General features: G+C 60.3%; 14 protein-coding genes. 7 read left to right on the top strand and 7 right to left on the bottom strand.

Translation table 11 applies throughout. The features are described 5' to 3' along the window. Window positions 1-99: 99 nt before the first annotated feature. Window positions 100-1,128, bottom strand: a complete 1,029-nt coding sequence (locus ACTG2T_RS03980; protein WP_139735693.1) for an NAD(P)H-quinone oxidoreductase — start codon at window positions 1,126-1,128, stop codon at window positions 100-102. A 135-nt stretch (window positions 1,129-1,263) separates the two neighbouring features. On the opposite strand from ACTG2T_RS03980, the gene ACTG2T_RS03975 reads away from it, so the two are divergent. The 3 genes from ACTG2T_RS03975 (at window position 1,264) to ACTG2T_RS03965 (ending at window position 3,864) form a co-directional block, all read left to right on the top strand. After that, window positions 1,264-2,136, top strand: coding sequence for a LysR family transcriptional regulator (locus ACTG2T_RS03975; protein WP_330124055.1), 873 nt, complete (start codon window positions 1,264-1,266; stop codon window positions 2,134-2,136). 145 nt (window positions 2,137-2,281) lie between these two features. Next, entirely contained in the window at window positions 2,282-3,145 is an 864-nt protein-coding gene (gene hchA, locus ACTG2T_RS03970; protein ID WP_330124056.1) for a glyoxalase III HchA, read from the top strand. Next, a complete protein-coding gene (locus ACTG2T_RS03965; protein ID WP_236302894.1) occupies window positions 3,142-3,864 on the top strand; it encodes a PA1136 family autoinducer-binding transcriptional regulator in 723 nt (240 codons plus the stop codon). Before hchA ends, ACTG2T_RS03965 begins: the two co-directional genes overlap by 4 nt. Window positions 3,865-3,936: 72 nt before the next feature. Here ACTG2T_RS03965 and ACTG2T_RS03960 read toward each other — a convergent pair whose 3' ends face one another. Continuing rightward, a complete protein-coding gene (locus ACTG2T_RS03960; protein ID WP_330124057.1) occupies window positions 3,937-5,202 on the bottom strand; it encodes a RidA family protein in 1,266 nt (421 codons plus the stop codon). 1,192 nt (window positions 5,203-6,394) lie between these two features. Between ACTG2T_RS03960 and ACTG2T_RS03955 the strand changes: the two genes are divergently transcribed. Next, entirely contained in the window at window positions 6,395-7,267 is an 873-nt protein-coding gene (locus ACTG2T_RS03955) for a hypothetical protein (protein ID WP_019445246.1), read from the top strand. A gap of 22 nt (window positions 7,268-7,289) precedes the next feature. Here ACTG2T_RS03955 and ACTG2T_RS03950 read toward each other — a convergent pair whose 3' ends face one another. Both ACTG2T_RS03950 and ACTG2T_RS03945 read right to left on the bottom strand, forming a co-directional pair. Continuing rightward, entirely contained in the window at window positions 7,290-8,411 is a 1,122-nt protein-coding gene (locus ACTG2T_RS03950; protein WP_013724010.1) for an anhydro-N-acetylmuramic acid kinase, read from the bottom strand. A 314-nt stretch (window positions 8,412-8,725) separates the two neighbouring features. Beyond that, complete coding sequence (locus ACTG2T_RS03945) at window positions 8,726-10,051, bottom strand: peptidoglycan DD-metalloendopeptidase family protein (RefSeq protein ID WP_042081077.1); 1,326 nt, start codon at window positions 10,049-10,051, stop codon at window positions 8,726-8,728. 109 nt (window positions 10,052-10,160) lie between these two features. On the opposite strand from ACTG2T_RS03945, the gene tyrS reads away from it, so the two are divergent. Next, on the top strand, window positions 10,161-11,360 hold the full coding sequence (gene tyrS, locus ACTG2T_RS03940; protein WP_005347884.1) for a tyrosine--tRNA ligase: 1,200 nt from the start codon (window positions 10,161-10,163) through the stop codon (window positions 11,358-11,360). Window positions 11,361-11,402: 42 nt separating this feature from the next. Here the strand turns inward: tyrS and ACTG2T_RS03935 are convergent, their stop codons facing one another. Next, the gene (locus ACTG2T_RS03935) at window positions 11,403-12,338 is read right to left on the bottom strand and encodes a LysR family transcriptional regulator (protein ID WP_330124058.1); all 936 of its coding nucleotides are present in this window, start codon (window positions 12,336-12,338) and stop codon (window positions 11,403-11,405) included. Window positions 12,339-12,446: 108 nt separating this feature from the next. On the opposite strand from ACTG2T_RS03935, the gene budA reads away from it, so the two are divergent. Then, window positions 12,447-13,241: an acetolactate decarboxylase gene (budA, locus tag ACTG2T_RS03930; RefSeq protein WP_330124059.1), complete on the top strand. Its 795-nt coding sequence runs from the start codon at window positions 12,447-12,449 to the stop codon at window positions 13,239-13,241. Window positions 13,242-13,259: 18 nt separating this feature from the next. Then, on the top strand, window positions 13,260-14,930 hold the full coding sequence (alsS, locus tag ACTG2T_RS03925; RefSeq protein ID WP_058057373.1) for an acetolactate synthase AlsS: 1,671 nt from the start codon (window positions 13,260-13,262) through the stop codon (window positions 14,928-14,930). Between the two features lie 116 nt (window positions 14,931-15,046). Here the strand turns inward: alsS and ACTG2T_RS03920 are convergent, their stop codons facing one another. Together ACTG2T_RS03920 and ACTG2T_RS03915 are read right to left on the bottom strand one after the other, a co-directional pair. Next, the gene (locus tag ACTG2T_RS03920; protein WP_330124060.1) at window positions 15,047-16,459 is read right to left on the bottom strand and encodes an MATE family efflux transporter; all 1,413 of its coding nucleotides are present in this window, start codon (window positions 16,457-16,459) and stop codon (window positions 15,047-15,049) included. 73 nt (window positions 16,460-16,532) lie between these two features. Continuing rightward, entirely contained in the window at window positions 16,533-17,471 is a 939-nt protein-coding gene (locus tag ACTG2T_RS03915; RefSeq protein WP_113738963.1) for a LysR family transcriptional regulator, read from the bottom strand. Window positions 17,472-17,849 lie beyond the last annotated feature (378 nt).

Below are 17,849 nucleotides of genomic sequence, written 5' to 3'. Positions count from 1 at the left end.
GGTCTCTTTCTTATTTCAACAAACCTTACGCCTGCGGCGGGGTACTGTCCGCATTGGATATCATCGCATCCACCTCGGCCTGCTCCACTATGGGCTTTATCAATCTGACGACAACGGCGCCATGGTTAATACCAGCTTGCCGATATGACGGCCTGAATCCAGCAAATGGTGGGCGGCGGCGGCCTCATGCAGCGGGAAGGTCTGGTAAACCTGCGGTTTGACCTCGCCGCGTTCGATAAATGGCCAGACATGAGTTTGCAGCTGGGCAATCAGCTCGGCTTTTTCCTGCGGAGTGCGCGAGCGCAGGGTGGAGCCGATATGGGTCAGTCGCTTTTGCAGCATGGGAAACAGATCCAGATTGGGGGCGGCGCCCGCAATAATGCCGATCTGGACTATGCGACCATTGATGGCGGCCGCCGCATAGTTGCGCGCGACATACTCCCCGCCAATGATATCGAGAATAATGTCGGCGCCATGGCCATCGGTGGCGGCATGCACGGCCTCGACAAAATCTTCCTCCTTGTAGAGCACGGCCACATCCGCGCCCAGCTTGATGCTGGCGGCCTGCTGCTCGGGTGAGCCGACCGTGGTGATGATTTTGGCGGCGCCAAATGCCTTGGCCAGCATGGTGGCGGTCGTGCCGATACCGGAGGCACCGCCATGGATCAAGATAATGTCGCCTTTTTTGAACTGACCCCGTTCAAACATATTTGACCAGACCGTCATAAAGGTTTCCGGCAGCGCCGCGGCTTCGACAAAGCTCAATCCGGGCGGCAGGGGCAGGACATTGCTCTGGTGGGCGACGCTGTACTCGGCATAGCCGCCACCCGAAATCAGCGCGGCGACCTTGTCGCCAACCTTGAGATGGGTCACCAGCTCCCCCTTGGCGACCACGACCCCGGCGACCTCCAGCCCGGGAATATCCGATGCCCCTGCCGGAGGCGGGTAGAGCCCTTTGCGCTGCATCACATCCGGCCCATTGATGCCGGTCGCATAGTGCCGGATCAAGACCTCATCGGGTTTGGGCGCCGGTGTGGCGCGGGTGGTCAGTTGCAAGACATCGGGGCCACCGGGCTGGGTAATTTCTACCGCGCTCATGGTGGCGGGAATGGAATAGGCGTTATGCATCAGCGGCTCCTTGTAACGAGGTGATATGCGGTTCCCCGGATGGGATGAGCGCCAAGATAGTGGAGATTGCTGATGAATAAACGCAGTATTATTCCTCACCTGTAATGCAAAAATGCATTCCAACCGGGAGTCGTGATGAACTGGGATGATGCGAAAATTTTTCTGGCGTTGCATCGGGAGGGGAGCCTGAGGGGCGCCGCCCGTGTGGTCGGGGTCGATCAGGCCACCATTGGCAGGCGGATTGCCGCACTGGAGCATCGTTTGGCGGCCACGCTGTTTCTCCGTACATCCAAGGGGTATGCGCTGACCCATGTCGGAGAGATAGTGCTGGCCAGCGCCCAGCAGATGGAGCTGGCAGCCATTGATTTTGTGCGGGCGGCGCAAGGGGTCGACAACCGCCTGGTTGGGGAGGTCAGTGTGGCGACCACAGACACCCTGGGGATGGATTTTCTGATACCGGCCCTGACCGAGCTGCATCAGCGTTATCCCGATATCAGGGTCATCCTCAATACCTCGACCCAGGTGGTCAATCTGTCCCTGCGGGAAGCGGATATCGCGATCCGGACGGTGAAGCCGGACAATCCCGACCTGATTATCCGCAAGCTGGCCTCCTGGCCGGTCGGGTTGTATGCCTCCGCAGACTATCTGGCTAGCCATGGCATTCCCGAAGCGGGCACCGGTTTTGCGGGCCATTCGCTGGTGGTGTATGAGCCCCACTGGCAGAGCGCTCGCTCGCCAATGATGCTCGAAGAGGCGGCCGAGGGGGCCACGGTCGCCGCGGGGGTCAATACCAGCCTGATGCTGCGTCAGGCCCTGTTGATGGGGTTGGGGCTTGGCGAGGTAGCGGTTCCGCTTGCCGAGCAAGCCGGGTTGGTGCGGGTCTGGCCCGAGCGGCAATTAGAGCAATCCTACGATGTGTGGCTGGTGACCCATCAGGATGTGCAGCATGCCGCGCGGGTCAGGGCGGTCATGGATGCCATCGTCAGGGCATTTGCCGCGATGGCTTAAGTCTGGCGGGGATTCTGTTCAGGTTTTGTCGCAGCGTGGTCACACCTCTTGCCATAGTCATGGCGGTTGAGGGAAAACCCTCATTTACTTGGTCTCTGACAGTCAATACTGTGAGACCGAGTCCACCACTACTGGAGCCTGACCCATGACCGATATGCTTGTTGACGATAAACAACCGACCCCGGATCCGGCAGAACATAATGCCTTCTTCCCGTCGCCCTACTCCCTGAGCCAGTTCACTTCGCGCAAATCTGACCTTGCCGGGGCTGACTATCCCGCTCCCTATCGGGCGGGGCGCTGGAAGATCCTGCTGATCGGTGCCGATGAGCGTTATCTGCCCACCGACAACGGCAGCCTGTTTTCCACCGGTAACCATCCGGTCGAAACCCTGTTGCCCATGTATCACCTCGACAAGGCGGGCTTTGCCTTTGACGTGGCCACCCTTTCCGGCAATCCGGTCAAGTTTGAGTGGTGGGCCATGCCCGGCGAAGATGAAGAGGTGTTGGGGCTCTATGGCAAATATCAGGCGCAGTTCCGCCAACCGGCCAAGTTGGCCGACCTGCTGAAGCAGGCGCTGGCCGCCGACTCGGACTATATCGGCGTCTTTATTCCCGGCGGCCACGGCGCCCTGATGGGGTTGCCGCAGAGTGCCGAGGTGAAAGCGCTGCTGGAGTGGGCGATGGCCAACGATCGCTTCATCATCTCCCTCTGTCACGGGCCTGCTGCGCTGCTGGCGGTGGCCAATCCAGAGACCTTCGCGGGCTACAAGATCTGCGCCTTCCCCGATGAGCTGGATGCCCAGACCCCGGCAATTGGCTATATGCCTGGCCACCTCACCTGGAAGTTTGGCGAGAGGCTCAAAGAGATTGGCTTCGAGATCGTCAACAACGGCATCTCGGGAGAGGTGTGCCGGGATCGCAATCTGCTGACCGGTGACAGCCCGCTGGCTGGCAATAACCTCGGCAAGCTGGCCGCTACCACCTTGCTGGAGGCGGTTGCCAAGCGATGAGGTTGTCGTCATCGCCAGCAAATGCGCTGCAGGTCGCGGTGGCGCTGGAAGGGTGCCAGCGGCTGGAGGAGATCCAGCAACTGGTGCGCGCCTTTGCCACCCCGCTGGGGTATCACCGCTTTGCGCTCTTCTCCATCAATGCCAGCGAGGAGGGGGTGGTCGAGCATCTCTACTGGCTGGAGGGGGAGTGGCTGGAGAGCGGCGAGGCGGTCGACCTGCATGCCTATATGCGCGAGTGCCCGATGGCGATGCATATCAGGGAGCGAGACCAGCCCTTCTTCTGGAGCAAAACGGTTGGCGCTGCTGGCGAGCAGTACCGTATCGTTCGCCAGCCTGAGGGGCCGGGCCGACATGGCTTGCAGGTTCCCGTCTATGGGCCGTTGGGACTGGAAGGGGCGATGAGCTTTGGTGGCGATCAGATCGATGCCAGCGCTCCCGCTCGGGTTGGCCTTGCGCTGATCGCGGCGGCGGCTTTTCATGCAGCTCGTCGGCTGATGGAGATGCCGGTAGCGGGTCACGAGCGTGGCCTCACTGGGCGCGAGCGCGAAGTGCTGGAGTGGGTCTCCCGGGGTTGGCGCCATGCCGATATCGCCACCACCCTGAAACTCTCGGTGCGCACGGTCGAGAACCATCTGCGCAGTGCTCGCCGTCGACTCGGTGTAGCCACTACGGCAGAGGCGGTCAGAGTGGCGATCAGGAACCGCGATATTGAGGGCTGAGGGGCTACCCCTTTGTCTGGCATGTAAAAAGAGACCGGCATATAGCCGGTCTCTTTTTTATTTCCGCAACTTTTACGCCTGTGGCGGGGTGCTTTCGGCGTTGGACATCACTGCATCGATTTGTACCAGAGCACCGGCGGGAAGTTCACTTACCCCGATTACGGTGCGGGCAGGCAGGTAGCCCGGGAAGTATTTGGTGTAGACGGCGTTGACCGCATCCAGATCCGCGATATTGCCGAGCTGGATATTGACCTTGACGATATCGTCCATCACATGGCCGATGCTCTCCACAATTGCCTTGATATTGCTCAGGCTCTGGGCGGTCTGCTCCTTGATGCAGCCAGCCAGGATCTTGCCAGTGGCGGGGTCTATCGGTAACTGCGCAGAGAGATGGTTGTAGTGGGAGAAGGCGACAGTCTGGCAATGGAGCGTGCTGCGCGGTGCCTTGTCGGTATTGCGGGCGCGGATCACCAGATTGTGACGGTCTTCCACCAGTTGCGGCGGGGTGCCGTCACCGTGGGAGATGACCGCATCCATCTGCACCCGTGACCCCATGGGCAGGGCAGCGGCGCTGACCACAGAGCGGGCAGGCAGATAGGCCACGGCGCGGGCAATGGCGGAGTCGGGGAAGAAGGTGGTGTAGACCTCGTTGACGGCCTCCAGATCGGCCAGATCGGTCAGATAGACGGTAACCTTGACGATATCGTCAAACGGCACGTCGATGCTCTCCAGCACGTGCTTGATGTTGCGCAGGCACTGACCCGCCTGCTCCTTGATGCCACCGGCGACCAGTTGGCCCGAGGCGGCCTCGACCGGCAGTTGCGCACCGATGTTGTTGTAGTGGGAGAAGGCCACGGTATGGGTGGAGAGCGGATTGTGCGGCGCCTTGTCACTGTTGCGCGCTAGTTTAATCAGCGGGCAGGGGGCTTGCGGGAAGGTGCCTTCGCCGTTGGAGATGATGGCATCGATCTGCACCAGCGCGCCCAGCGGCAGGGCGGCGACGGCGAGGGTGGTGCGGGTCGGCAGATAGCCCGGGAAGAATTCGCGATAGACGGCGTTGACTGCCTCCAGATCCGCCATCTCTTTGAGGAAGATGGTCGCTTTGACCATATCGTCCATCACATGGCCGATGCTCTCGATGATCGCCTTGAGGTTGCTCAGGCACTGTCTGGCCTGCGCGGTGACATCGCCACTCACCATTTTGCCGGTGGCGGGATCGACCGGCAGCTGGGCGGAGATATTGTTGTAATGAGAAAACGCCACCGTTTGGGTGCAGGGGCTCAGATCTTGGGGTGCATGGGGGGTATTTCTTGCCGACTTGATGATGGTGCCACTCATAGATATGCCTCTTTTTAATATTTGTTGTTCATTCAGGTACAGGTTTACCCCATCTTGTTGTGTGCCACGGCCACTGCGCCAGCGACGGCATCCCCGGTTATTATTTGTGATCCACTCAATCGCTGAGAGGAATAAGGGAGAAGAGGACAGGGTAGATATTTCAGACGCTGCGATTCTATGAGTGGCTATCAGGGGTTGCAAACCGCTTATTGCATTTCTATGAGATGGCTCAATGGGCGCAAATTTAATCACATTGCTATTCAATTCACCCGAAATAGGAGCCAATTTGTGTGCAAATGGTGCCGAACCGGCGGACAGCCTTGTCCTGACTGGGTTTGCTCACCTCCTCTTCGGGATATTGGCGTGTGAATAAAGGGTTAATATTATGCGCCGATGTGCAAATAATGCATATTATGGTGCATGGATATCTTTTTTCAGCTCTTTTAAGGGGCTATGAAAATTCCCTTGAATATGCATGTCCACCTTATTAAAGATACCTATGGAATATAATTCACGGCTTTTGCATTCCTCTCTGTTAATGATTATTCCGGCATACTCGATGACGCCTTGCTGGCAGCCGGGATCTGTTATTAGCGCCATAAAATTCTATGCCATGAATTTGCACGGCAGATCTGCCCCGGCTGCACAGGAGTGGGGAGCATGGCGTTGGCGTTGGCGTGACGGTGTGCAGGAGCGGTGGCGCTCGATAAGAGATGGCGATGGATGAGATGTGGCGCTGGATAAGGAAGGGGGAGGGGGGTGGCAATCCGCTTATCTTCACGCCGGTTGCATCCCCCGATGGGTGGGGTTGCCCCGCGTCGTCGCTTTTTCCACTTTTCTGTGGCTTTGTCCGAGCTCCCTCTTATCTGTGGCTGGTTGTGATGATTGGGATGGTTTTCAGGGCTCGGGAACAGTTCAGATGATTTCGCAGGCATAAATTTCAATATGCTGTTTTTAAAGGGAAATGCGTCAAAAAATGGATTTATTGACCACTTTTTATGGTTTCTTGATGAAACTGTTAATTAGTGGCGTGATTGCGAGTCAGGTCGCTTTTTTCACTCGCTATTAATCGTATGATTAATAAGGTAATCAAGGAGCCCTGACGGAGAGCATCGATGCACCGGCAGGCCATTGCCCAGGATTGGCAAGCGAGATCGCGTCGCGATCATCATTACCTGACTGTGGAGGATTTATGCTGGGTTTCGTTCTGGGCGATATGTATTGTCAAACATCTGGGCAGCGGTTACCTCCTCGCCTGGGAAAGAGCTTTCCCATTCCGGCCGATTACCGACTGCGCGGCCGGGTATCCGCCGCCATCATGACCATCGAGAGCCTGCTCGATACCCCTTACCCGCAAAAGCAGTTTCGTGATCTGGTCTTTGGCGCCTTTATCGAGCGCCAGCGTCGGCTGTTTGGCGAACATGTCATTGTGGCCCGCATGGAAGGGGAGGAGGGGCTGGAGCTGTCGATTGATCTCTCGTTTGTCAGCACCGCCGTACCTGTGGGCCTGCTGGCTATCTCTGAAGAGCTGGCCCTCGCCACGGCGCCGCGTCCCAAGAAGAGTCATCCCCACTACGAGGCGCTGTGCAAGGCGATCGACTGCATGGTGATGCTGATGTTTTATGGCAAGGTGATCCGCCAGCGGAATACAGTGTTGGAAAATATCGGCCATCAGTTTGGTTATCAGCCCGCGGCGACCCTGACGGCGCGCGTTGGCAAGGGTGGGGAGGATGATTACGACGCCTTCATGGTCAATATCATGACCTGTATTGCTCACTCCAATTCGCTCAAGGAGGCGCTCGAGAACGCCAGCCGGATGGGAATTCAGGAGCCCGCTTTCTTCTGCATCGTCGGGGCGATTGCCAGCACTCTGTGGGGCGTGCCCAGACTGTGGGCGTATCAGGCTTCACAGCTGATCCATCGCTCCCACCATCACTACATCCAGAATCTGCTTCGCTGTGAAACCCGTGCCGGGCGGCGCCATATCAATCTGGAGCCGCCAAAGCCCCCGCTGTTTGCACCGATCCGGCAACAGGTTGTGCGTCTGTTCAAGGGGGCACACTGATCCGCAGCCCCCTTGTCATCACTCAGGCGGGATAAAGCGCCCCCAGCACAGCCGGACGGCTGGCACCGGTGACGGCGGGCAGGTTGCCCGGCTTGCGGTGAACAAAGCACATGGCCAGCCAGGCAAAGGCTGCGCCTTCCACCCAGTCGGGGGCAAGGCCCAGCTCGGCGGTACTGGCGATGCGCCATGCAGGCAGCAGGCTGGCCAGCTCCTTCAGCAAGGGAGCGTTATGGGCTCCGCCGCCGCAGACAAACAGCTCGGCTTTCGGCTGGCTGGCACCGACTGATTCGGGCCGGGCGGGTAGTTGGCGGGCGATGCTGTGGCAGGTGAGCGCCTGCAGGGTGCGCTGCACATCCACGGGGGCGTATGAAGTGCCTGCCAGCTCCCCATCGAGCCAATCGAGGGTGAACATCTCTCGTCCGGTGCTCTTGGGGGCGGGGGCGGCGAAATAGGGGTGAGCCAGCAGCTTCTCCAGCAGGGCAGGGATTGGTTTGCCACTGGCGGCCCATTTGCCACCGGCGTCATAGCTGCCGCCGTGGGGCTGATGGCGGCGATACCAGCCATCGAGCAGGGTGTTGGCCGGGCCGGTATCAAAACCATAGACACCGCCCGGATTGCCCGGCAGCACCGAGATATTGGCGATGCCGCCGAGGTTCAGTACCACCCGCAGGGCGCCGGGTTTGGCAAACAGCGCCTGATGGAAGGCGGGCACCAGCGGCGCCCCCTGACCGCCGAGGGCCATATCCATGGTGCGAAAATCGGCGATAACGTCGATGCCGGTCAGGGCGGCCAGCAGGGCGGCATTGCCGATCTGCAGGGTAAAGCCGAGCTGGGGACGGTGGCGGATGGTCTGGCCGTGGCTGCCGATGGCGCGAATATCTTTGGGCTCAAGCTTCGCCTTGGTCAGCAGCGCGTGGGTGGCGGCGGCAAACTCTCGCGCCACCAGATTATCGGCCACCCCCATGCGGTCGATTTCGTTGTCGCCCGGGGTGCAGAGGGCATGCAGCGTGCGTGCGGTCTCTTGCGGCCAGGGGTGACAAAGCGCCGCTTCGACCCGCAGTTCATCCCCGGCGATCATCACCAGCACGGCATCAATGCCGTCCATGCTGGTTCCCGACATCAGACCGATATAGCGCTCAGCCATGGTGTCTCCTTAACATTGCTGCTTGAAAATGCGGTGTGCAGAGAGGGTGAAGAGGGGAACGGCTTTCATCCCATGCCACATGGCGTGGTCTTTGACATCAGACCGATATAACGCTCAACCATGTTGCATCCTCAATGCGGACCGGAAAAAGAGTGAGAGAGACAGGATAGATAAGCCCTTGCTTCCGTGCCACATGCCGCTCCCGGTGTTCCATCTCATCTTATGTCCGAAAGTGGACTCATTTCAATCTTATTGGCTGGCGCGGGTTCAATAAAAGGGGCTGGCAGGGCCTTCACCCTGCCAGCCCTGATGACTTAGTTGCCGCGACTATCCCGCTTGTTCTGGGCCAGCTGCAGCTCGGGGTTGTCGAGCTTGGCCAGTTGCGGCATCGCCAGCTTTTTGAAGTTGGCCAGCTCGCGTCCGCTCAGGGTCTCTGCCTGCGGCAGGGTGAGGGTGCGCGGGTTCTTGTGAATGCCGCCCACCACGAATTCGTAGTGCAGGTGCGGGCCGGTGACGCGGCCGGTGCCACCCAGAGTACCGATGGTCTGCCCCTGCTTCACCCGCTGTCCCTTGTTGACGGTGCGTTTGGAGAGGTGCAGGTACTTGGTTACATAGTTGCCGGCATGCTTGATAAAGACGTAGTTGCCGTTGAACTGGTTGTAACCGGCGGCCACCACGCTGCCGGAGCCCGCCGCCATGATGGGGGTGCCCACCGGCGCCACATAGTCGATGCCGTTATGGGGGCGGATCTTGCCGGTCACCGGATGGAGGCGGCGCGGGTTGAAGTTGGAGCTGATGTATTTGAAGTTGACCGGCGCGCGCAGGAAGCTCTTGCGCATCGCTTTGCCTTCCGGGGTGTAGTAGTTGCCATCTTCATTGAGCACGGCGCGGTAGGCGGTGCCCTGGTTGACGAACTCCGCCGCCAGAATATCGCCGGAGGCGACCCGCTCGTCGTCGCGGAACTTGTCTTCATAGACCACCCGGAAGCTGTCTCCCGGTTGCAAGTCCTGGGCAAAGTCGATGTCCCAGCCGAAGATGGCGGCCAAGTCCATGATCTGATCTTCGGTCATCCCCGCATCCACCGCGGCGCCCCAGAAGCTGGAGCGGATCTCCCCTTTGCTCACCTGTTCGCGGGTGTCGAGGGCGATCTTGACGTTGCGGGCGACAAAGGTCTCCTCCTTGCGGCTCACCTTGAGCGCCTGCTCCAGACTGTGGGGGTAATAGAGGCTGTGCAGCTCGCCGTTCTCGGTCAGCTTGAAGGTGAGCTCCTGCCCCGGTTGCAACATCCGCAGGGGATCGCTGCCCTCGAGCTGGTCGATCAGGTGCAGATCCGTGGTGCTCAGGCCAATGCGCTGGAAGATGACTCCCATGTTGTCGCCACGGCGTACCTTCACCTGCTTGGTGATGTAGCGCGGCTTGGGCGGGGTGATAGGCTGGGCGGCTTCGGCTGGTAGCTCGTCGTTTAGCGCGTTGTCGTTGGCCGGTTCCCGCAGGGCAATTTCGTTACCGTTTTCATCGACCCGTGTTGCTACTGCCTGTTCGCTGGGCCAGGCAGCCAGCATCATGATCATGATGCTCAAGATCAGCACCATCTTGCGGTGCCAGTGGGGGAGTGCGTTGAAGGCGTGCCAAATAACCATGAGAAGCAGATGAAGTCGGGCAGAATGGACGGATTTTACAGCCTTTCCAATTGGCCCGCCATTCCAGTAATATGTTTGGCCCTGTGGAATCGTGATGGAGAGTCAAAAAATGTCCCAGCTCGAGGTGGCGCTAGCCGAGATCAAGCGCGGAGCGGAAGAAATTCTGGTTGAAGAAGAACTTGTCGCCAAGTTGAAGGAAGGGCGCCCGCTGCGCATCAAGTTGGGCATGGACCCGACCGCCCCCGACATTCACCTGGGTCATACCGTGATCCTCAACAAGCTGAAGACCTTCCAGGATCTGGGCCATGAAGTGATCCTGCTGATCGGTGACTTCACTGCCATGGTGGGTGACCCCTCCGGCAAGAACGCCACCCGTCCGCCGCTCTCCGAAGAGGCCATCAAGCATAACGCCCTCACCTATGCGGAGCAGGCGTTCAAGATCCTCGACCCGGCCAAGACCCGTATCGAGTACAACTCGACCTGGCTGAGCGAGCTGGGTGCGACCGGCATGATCAAGCTGGCGGCCAAGCAGACCGTGGCCCGCATGATGGAGCGTGACGACTTCAAAAAGCGCTACACCGGCGGCCAATCCATCGCGATTCACGAATTCCTCTATCCGCTGCTGCAAGGCTATGACTCGGTCGCGCTGAAGGCGGACGTTGAGCTCGGCGGTACCGACCAGAAGTTCAACCTGCTGATGGGCCGAGAGCTGCAAAAAGATGCCGGCATGGCGACCCAGTGTGTGCTGATGATGCCGCTGCTGGTGGGTCTGGATGGCGTCAAGAAGATGTCCAAGTCCGCAGGCAACTACATCGGCGTTCACGACGCTCCGGGCGAGATGTTCGGCAAGATCATGTCCATCACCGATGATCTGATGTGGAACTACTACGAGCTGCTCTCCTTCCGTCCGCTGGCCGAAATCGAAGAGTTCAAGGCAGGTATCGCGGCCGGTACTCTCAATCCGCGCGACGTGAAGATCTGGCTGGCCAAAGAGATCATCGCCCGTTATCACGACGAAGCGGCGGCCGAAGCGGCTCACGAAGATTTCACCCAGCGCTTCTCCAAGAACGCCATTCCGGACGAGATGCCGGAAATCGAACTGGCACTGGAAGGCGAAGGGCTGGCCATTGCCAATCTGCTGAAAGAGGCCGATCTGGTGGCCACCACCTCCGAAGCGCTGCGGATGATCAAGCAGGGCGCGGTCAAGGTGGATGGCGAGAAGCTGGAAGATGGCAAGGCACTCATCGGTGCCGGTACCGCCGTCTATCAGGTCGGCAAGCGCAAGTTTGCCCGCGTGACTGTCAAATAAGCAGTACCGTCAAATAAGCAGTCGCATCAGGCAAGCTTGCCATCAAACCGGTTCAAGCTTGTTCAACAGGGCCTCCTTCGGGAGGCCTTGTCGTATCTGGGCGGCACGGATCTGAGCGATAAAGTGCCGCAGCACGGCACTGCTTGGGTGTGGCCGTGTCGCCAGACTGATGCTGGTCATCATGCCGTTGCCCTCAATGGGGTGATAACTGACCCCTAGCGGGCGCAGCGCCGCCACCGAGCTGGGCACCAGGGTCACGCCAAAGCCCGCCTGCACCATGCCGACAGTGGAGATCACCTGTGGGCATTCGGGCCCCAGTATCGGCTCGAACCCCGCCTCCCGGCAGAGACCCACGATGCCGTCATAGAGCCCGGGCCCGATGGCGTGGGGGAACAGAATAAAACTCTCGTCCTTCAGGCTGGCCAGTGGCAAGGGGCCTGGCTTGGCTTTGGGGTGGCTGGTCGGCAGGGCGATCAGCAGCGGCTCCTGCTCGATAAGGTGATGGGCAAAGCCCTCGCTACCCCGGCAGGGGAGCCGCAAGATGGCCGCATCCAGCCGATCGTTGCGCAGCGCCTCCACCAGTGCCGGCATGGTGCCCTCCTGCGGGCTGAGAGCCACCTCGGGGTAGCGCTCCCGGTAGTCGTGCAGCAGGGTCAGCACTGCGGGGTGGAGCACGGTAGAACCGGCAAAGCCGATCCGCAGCGCCCCCTGCTCGCCCCGGGCAATCCGCTTTACCTTCAGTTTTGCCGCATCGGCCAGCACCAGGATCTGCGCCGCATCCCGATAGAGGCTTTCGCCCGCCTCAGTCAGCTCGACACTGCGGGTCAAACGGCGCAGCAGCGGGGTGCCCAGGGTCTCTTCCAACTTGCGGATCTGCTGGCTCAGCGGCGGCTGGGCCATGTTGAGTGATTCGGCTGCGCGGGTGAAATTCTGCTTTTCAACAACGGCCATGAAGTAGCGGAGCGTACGAAGTTCCATATCGATTGAGTCTCAAAGTCATGGGATCAGCGTATTGGTGTTGAAATGTGAACCAAGTCACCATTGGATCCGAACGCTAACAGGATTCACGGTGGAGGTGAAACCCGAATGGAACATATTGCAACATCTGACAGTGCCGGGTGCAGCTGTGCCCTCGAAGTGAGCCAGCAGTTTTCCCGCTGGCGCAGGCAGCATGACGGTGGCGAGATCTACCAGAGTTCCCTGATGAGCGCCCTGCTGGCGGGGGTCTACGAAGGGGAGACCACCATGAGCGAGCTGCTGCGCCACGGCGACTTTGGCCTCGGCACCTTCAACCACCTCGATGGCGAGCTGATCGCCTTCGAGCGCCAGATCCACCAGTTGCGCTCCGATGGCTCGGCCCGGCCCGCCCGCGCCGATCAGAAGACCCCCTTCGCGGTGATGACCCATTTTCGCCCCTGTCTGGAGCGTCGCTTCGATCACCCCCTGAGACGTGACGAGATCCACCAGTGGGTGGATCGGCTGGTGGGATCCGACAACGTCTTTGTCGCCCTGCGTCTCGACGGCCAGTTTGAAACGGCCAAGGTCCGTACCGTGCCGCGCCAGGAGCCCCCCTATCGCCCCATGTTGGAAGCCATCGAACAGCAGCCGCTGTTCCGCTTTGCCGCGGTGGCGGGAACCCTGGTGGGCTTTCGCTGCCCGCCATTCGTGCAGGGGGTCAATGTGGCGGGCTTTCACGAGCACATGATCACCGCCGATCGCAAGGGGGGGGGCCATCTGCTCGACTACACCATGGCCCACGGCACCCTGCGACTTTCTGTGGTGCGTCACCTCAATCTGGCCCTGCCATCGGATCCTGCTTTCCGGCAGGCCGACCTCAACCCCGCCGATCTCGATCGCGCCATTCAAGCCGCCGAAGGCTGATAGACAAGGAGCAATATCATGGAAAACAGACAGTGGAAGTGCGGTGCCGAGCTGGTGGTTCGTCATCTGGAGGCGCAAGGGGTCAAGCAGGTGTTCGGTATTCCCGGTGCCAAGATTGATCGGGTGTTCGATGCGCTGGAGGACTCCCCCATCGAGACCATAGTGGTGCGCCACGAGGCGAACGCCGCCTTTATGGCGGCCGCCGTGGGGCGTCTCACCGGCAAGGCGGGGGTGGCGCTGGTCACCTCGGGCCCCGGCTGCTCCAACCTTATTACCGGGCTGGCGACCGCCACCTCGGAAGGGGACCCCATGGTGGCGCTGGGCGGTGCGGTGCGCCGTGCCGACGGCCTCAAACTCACTCATCAGAGCATGGATACGGTCAACCTCTGCCGTCCGGTCACCAAGTTCAGCGCTCAGGTCAACAGCGGGGCGGCAATTTCGGAAGTGATGGCCAACGCCTTTCGCGCTGCCGAGCTGGGGCGGCCGGGGGCGGCCTTTGTCAGCCTGCCGATGGATATCATCAACAAGCCGGTGCAGGGCAATGTGCTGGTACCCCGCGAGGTGCCGGAGCCGGGCTGCGCCGATGAACAGAATATGGAGCAGGCATTGACCCTGCTGCGCAACGCCCAGAATCCGGTGGTGCTGCTCGGCCTGATGGCGAGCCGGCCGGAGAATGCCGAGGCAGTGCGCGCCTTCCTCGACAAGGCGCGGCTGCCGGTGACCGGTACCTATCAGGCTGCCGGGGTGGTGGACAGCTGCCACTTCGATGACTTTGCAGGACGGGTCGGGCTCTTTAACAACCAGCCAGGGGATCAGCTGCTGGCAGGGGCCGATCTGGTGATCTGCATCGGCTACAGCCCCATCGAGTACGACCCCGTGCTGTGGAATGGCGACCGGGAGCGGCGCATCCTCCATATCGACGTGCTGCCTGCCGATATCGACAGCAGCTACTGCCCGACCGCCGAGCTGGTGGGGTCGATCCGCGCCAACCTGTTGCAGCTGACCCGCATCATGGGCAATCCGAAAATCCGCCCCCTCGAGGTAGATCGGCTGCTGCAAGGGGTACGCCAGCAGCGGCTGCGCCTGGCAATGCGGGCCGATGATCTGCACGGCAATCCGGTTCACCCCTTGCGTATCGTGCGCGAGCTGCAGGATCTGGTGCGCGACGACATGACACTCTGCGTCGATATGGGCAGCTTCCATATCTGGATTGCCCGCTACCTCTACAGCTTCCGTGCCCGTCAGGTGCTGATCTCCAATGGTCAGCAGACCATGGGGGTGGCATTGCCGTGGGCCATCGGTGCGGCGCTGGTGCGGCCGGGTGAGAAGGTGATCTCGGTATCGGGGGATGGCAGCTTTATGCAGTCGAGCATGGAGCTGGAGACGGCGGTGCGGCTCAAGAGCAATATCGTCCACATCATCTGGGTCGATAACGGCTACAACATGGTCGCGATGCAGGAGCAGCAGAAGTATTGCCGCACCTCCGGCGTCTCTTTTGGCCCTATCGATTTCAAACGCTATGCCGAATCGTTCGGGGCGGCCGGGTTTGCGGTGCGTTCGGCCGACGAGCTGCGCGCCACTCTGCGGGCCGCGCTGGCAGTGGAGGGGCCAGCTGTGGTGGCGATCCCGGTGGATTACTCCGACAACCCGGGGCTGATGGCCCAGCTCAGGCCAGAAGTATTGGCATAAGTGGGGGCTGCAAGTGCTGGCCTGAATCCTTGTGTAAGGGCAGGCAGACCCGCCCATATAGCAAAAACCGGCATCAATGGATGCCGGTTTTTTATTGTTTTGCGGGATGGGTGGCCTTAACGGGCAAGCTGGACGGCGGCGCGTGCGCGGGCCGGTTGTGGGCGCTGTTTGGCTTTTGGCGCGCAGGACATCTTCAGGCGTAGCCACTCGCGCCACAGCAGCCAGCAGAGCGGCAGGGTGAGCAGCAGCACGGTCGCGGGCTGGGCCATCAGCACCCCATCACGACCCCACAGTTGCGGCAGCAGGAAGATGAGCGGCAGCAGCAACACGGTTTTGGCGATGGAGATGACCAGCGCCTGACGGGTACGCGCCATGGATTGCAGCAGCACGATGCCGAACATGATGATCCCCTCAAGCGGAATGGCGCCGAGGTTGAGGGTCAGGCTGCTGATGGCGGCGGCCAGCAGCTCGGGATCCTTGTCGCCGGTATAGAGCATGGCGACCTGTCCCGGCAGCAGCTGGATGGTGAGCCACACCAGCATGCCGTAGATAAAGGTGAACTTGAGCCCCATCTCCATCAGGTACTTGAGGTTGCGATGGCGCTTGGCCCCCGCTGCCTTGCTGATCAGCGGCTGAATGCCGAAGGCGAGCCCCTGCAGAATGACGATAAAGACCGCTTCGGTGTAACCGGCTACGGTAAAGCCCGCCAGATCCTTCACATTGCCATACACCATCAGCTGGCTGTTGTGCAGCATCAGCAGCAGGCCGAGGTTGAACTGGGCAATCAGGCTCGGCAGACCGGTAAAGAGCAGGTGCGGCATGGCGGGGAGGTTGGGCACCAGATCCCGCCAGCTGAGGCGAAGCCGCGCCCAGGGGGTGAAGAAGTAGCCTAGGCCGATCAAGCTCACCGCACCCTCTGCCATCAGGGTGGCTTGCGCGGTACCGATCAATCCCAGCCCCAGCCGACCCACCATGATGTAGTTGAGGATGATATTGAGCACGGCGCCGCTGCTCACCAGCACCATGGCCAGTTTCGGGCGGCCATCGTTGCGCAGCAGATAGGGCACCGCCAGATTGCTGGCCAGCAGCAGGGTGCCGCCGCCAATCCAGGTGAGGTAGTCGCTCGCCTGTTTCCAGGTCTCTGTGCCCTGTTCAATCCCCAGCCCCAGCAGGATATCGGTGTGGGTGTAGTAGAGCAGCACCGGCGCAACGCCCCCGAGTCCGGCCAGCAGCCAGAGGGCGTTGACCAGCGCCTGACGGGCCAGCGTGTCGTTTTTCGCCCCTTGCTGGAAGGAGATGGCGGTGGCGGCCCCCATGCTGATCATGGCAGCCAGACCAATCAGCACCATGATGACCGGATAGACCAAGTTGATCCCGGCGAGGCCAGCGGCACCGACATAGTGGCCGACGAAGATGCCGTCGATGAGGTAGTAGGCCCCCGAGACCAGCATGGCAAGAATGGAGGGGAGGGCGTAAGCCCAGAAGCGACGGGTCATGGCCCGTTGCCGCAGTGTTAAATAGGCAGACATATCTGTTCTCTCGGGGAGTTCGATTATCGAACAGCTAGTCTAGATTAATACTTATTTGGTGATAATAAGGGTTTCACTTGATGAATTGCTGAGTATTACTCACTAATCCGGGGTTTTGGTAGTGCGCCTTGAGCATGTCGATCAGGATGCGCAGCCCGCTGCCCAGCTGATGCCGACTGGGATAGAAGAGGTAGAAACCGGCAAAGGTGGGGCACCAGGGCTCCAGCACGGTGAGCAGTTTCCCTTCCGCGACTTTTTGGCTCACCTCCTCTTCCAGACAGTAGGCGAGCCCCAGCCCCGCCTCGGCGGCGCCCAGATAGAGGGCTGGGGTGCTGGTAGTGAGCGGCCCGGTCACTTCGATCTCCAGCATGGTGCCATGGGCGGCAAAGGCCCAGCGATAGTGGTGGTGCGGGGTGAGGCGATATCCGATGCAGGCGTGGCGGCTCAGCTCGCTTGGGTGTTCCGGTGTACCGTGCTCCGCCAGATAGGTCGGGGAGCCCACCACCAGATAACGCTGGGGCGGGCCGAGGGGGATGCCGATCATCTCCTTGGGCAGCAGATCGCCATAAAAGAGCGCGGCATCGTAACCATCTTCAATCAGCCGGGGCATCAGCTCCTGCTCCACTACCTCCACCTGCATCCGCGGATAACGGGCCAGATAGTCGATCAGCACTGGTGCCAGCAGGCTGTCGATGGCGCCGCGGGGGGCGCAGAGCTTGAGCCTTCCCACCGGTTCATCGCTGTTGCGGGCCAGCTCGCAAAGCGCCTCTTCAAGAGTATTGAGGGTGGGGAGCAGCTGCTTGAGCAGCCGCTGGCCCGCTTCGGTCGGTACCACGGCGCGGGTGCTGCGGTTGAGCAGCCGCACCCCCAGACGGGCTTCCAGCCCCTTCAGGCTATGGCTGAGGGCGGAAGCGGAGACCCCGAGTTCGAGGGCGGCCTTGCTGAAACTGCGGTGACGGGCGACGGCGGCAAACACCGCCAGTTCGGCGAGATCGGTACGGGTAATGGTCATCATCAATCAACAAAAAGGCGTGAGTCACAAGGGTACGCCAAGGCCATGCTGCATACAATCCGCGCTAAACGGGTGGCTTGTTGCAAATATGTAGCTGCTCGCAGGCCATTGATTCCAGTGAAACTAAGTTGAATTGTTAAAAAAAACTCACAATAAGGCGCTTTGAGTGTGATCTTGGTCGCCCGAAAGGCGACCAAAATCAAACTTTGGTTGATTAATTCAAAAAAACGCTGTGATTAATAAGGGCATTTAATTAAAGTCAGCCCATCAAGAGTGGCGCACGTTAATCGGTTGTTAAGTGAGACGGGCGCCGACCCTCAGGGTCAAAATCTCGCACTGTTGTTTGTTGCAATCCTGTTGTCACAAGGAGTGATGGCC

It is taken from the genome of Aeromonas sp. 75A, from assembly GCF_051919425.1.
GTDB lineage: Bacteria > Pseudomonadota > Gammaproteobacteria > Enterobacterales > Aeromonadaceae > Aeromonas > Aeromonas veronii.
Note: the sequence above shows the minus strand (reverse complement) of the source record. Positions and strands in the feature narration are given on the sequence as shown.